Origin of the sequence: Streptosporangium sp. NPDC000563 (genome assembly GCF_040299985.1) — a bacterium.
Lineage (GTDB): Bacteria > Actinomycetota > Actinomycetes > Streptosporangiales > Streptosporangiaceae > Streptosporangium.
In genome coordinates, this window is sequence record NZ_JBEPDA010000068.1 from 1 (window position 1) to 2,501 (window position 2,501).

1 protein-coding gene is annotated in these 2,501 nt (G+C 71.1%); it reads right to left on the reverse strand.

Annotated elements, in window-relative coordinates; all coding sequences use genetic code 11:
* A partial coding sequence (locus ABT352_RS40635) for a type I polyketide synthase (RefSeq protein ID WP_350950437.1) occupies positions 1–2,483 on the reverse strand: 2,483 nt, incomplete at its 3' end.
* Positions 2,484–2,501: the final 18 nt, after the last annotated feature.

Sequence of the window (2,501 nt, forward strand, 5' to 3'; positions counted from 1 at the left end):
GCCGCCTGCGCCCGCACCAACTCCACCACCAGCCGAACCTGCTCGGCCTCACCCAACCCCGCCAACCGCCGCAACAACTCCGAATCCCCACCCGCCGACGTGGAGATCGCCAGGCGGCGGCTTCCACGCACCAGGCCACGCATCAGATACGGCACCTCGGGGACCGTACGCAGCACCGAGAGATCCAACCGCGCCACCACCACTGGCGAGTGACCTGTCGTAGTAGCCGACTCGAACGCCGCGAGCCCCTGTTCGGCCGAGAGCGCCGGCATCCCCGCCCGCGCCATCCGCCGCAGGTCGATCGCCCCGAGTCCCCCGGTCATCCCGGTCTCCTGCGCCCACATGCCCCAGGCCAGCGACAGCCCCGCCAGCCCCTCGGCCCGGCGCTGCTGGGCCAGAGCGTCGAGGAACGCGTTCGCCGCCGCGTAGTTACCCTGACCCGCGTTGCCCATCACCCCGGCGAACGAGGAGAACACCACGAATCCGGCCAGGTCCAGGTCCCGGGTGAGCTCGTGCAGATACCAGGCCGCATCCACCTTCGGCCGCAGCACCGCGTCCAGCCGCTCGGCCGTCAGCGACGGAATCGTGCCGTCATCCAGCACACCCGCGGTGTGAATCACCGCGGTCAGCGGATGCCCGGCGTCGATCCCGGCCAGCAGGCCCACGACCTGATCCCGATTCGCCATGTCACAGGCCGCGATGGTGACCTCGACGCCGTGTGCGATCAACTCCGCCTGCAACTCCACCGCACCCGGAGCGTCCAGCCCTCTTCTGCTGGTCAGCACCAGATGACGCACCCCACGCTCGGCCACCACGTGCCGCGCGAACAAAGCTCCCAGACCACCGGTACCACCGGTGATCAGAACGGTTCCCTCCGGATCCCAGGCCTGGCCCGCCTCGTCGCCGACGTCAGAGCCGGACACCACCCGCGCCATCCGCGGAACCAGCACCTCACCCCCGCGCACCGCCACCTGAGGCTCACCCGAGACCAACGCCCCCGGCAGCACATCGAGCAGGACCGACGATGCCTGATCCCGGTCCATGTCGACCAGTACGAACCGGTCCGGGTTCTCCGACTGAGCACTGCGGACCAGGCCCCACACCCCGGAAGCCGGGAGATCAGCCACCAGCTCGCCATCGCCTGCCGCGACCGCGCCCCGGGTGAGGAACACCAGCCGCGACTCGGCGAACCGCTCCTCGGCCAGCCACCGCTGCAGCAGGTCCAGAACGTGAGCGGTGAGCGCATGCGCCGACTCCACCACCCCGACCGCCGGGTCGGAGACCATCTCCGCGAGCACCACCGCCGGGACCGGATCCGCCTCGGCCAGCGCGGGCAGATCCGCATGCACCGGCACCACGTCCCCGGCCTCCCGCGAGGCCGCCGCGACACCCAGCGTGTCCGAACCGAGCACCGCCACCGGCACCCGATCGGTTTCGGATAGCCCGCCTGCCGCGGACCATTCCAGCCGGAACAGCGTGTCCTGCTCTGCCCCGCGACCGTCGGAGATCGCCAGCTGCTCGGTGGAGATCGGCCGCAGCACCACCGACCGGGCCGACACCACCGATGCACCCGTCGCATCCACCGCGTTCAGCGAAACCGCTTCGCCGCCCGTCCTGGCCAGCCGCACCCGCAGCACCGATGCCCCGGCCGCGTGCAGGCTCACCTCACCCCAGGAGAACGGCACCCGGGCAGCCTCGGAATCGTCCAGTCCAGCGAACGGCACCACGTGCAGCGCCGCGTCCAGCAGCGCCGGATGCACCCCGAACGATTCCGCCTCGCTGACCTGCTCGGGCAGCCTCACCTCGGCGAAGATCTCACCGTCGCGACGCCACGCCGCCCGCAGCCCTTGGAACGCCGGACCGTAGGCGAAGCCGTCCGCGGCCAGTTCCTCGTAGAAGCCGTCCAGCTCGATCGCGGTCGCGCCGACCGGGGGCCACACCGCCGTGTCGAACGGCTCGGCAGGCGAAGCATCCGTGGCGAGCGTGCCGGTGGCGTGCCGTACCCACGGCACCTCCTCGGTCGCGTCCGCCGAACGGGCGTAGACGCTCACACTCCGCCGACCGGTCTCCTCCGCAGCCCCCACCCACACCTGCACCGCCACCGCGTCACCCGCACCCAGCACCAGCGGAGCGTCCAGGATCAACTCCTCGACCGCCTCGCAGCCGACCTGGTCACCGGCACGCACCGCCAACTCCACGAACGCCGAACCGGGCACCACCACCGAGCCCGCCACCACGTAGTCGGCCAGCCACGAATGCGACGCCGACGACAACCGCCCGGTCAGCACCACTCCATCGGAGTCGGCCCGAGGCATCACCGCACCCAGTAGCGGATGCCTTGTCGCGGCCAGGCCCAGCACATGAGCGTCACCGCTCTGCTTGGCGTTCGGCCAGAACCGCTGGTGCTGGAAGGCGTAGGTGGGCAGATCCACCCGGCGGCCACCGGTCAGCACCTGCTGCCAGTCCACCGTCACACCACGCACGAACAGCTCCGCCGCCGA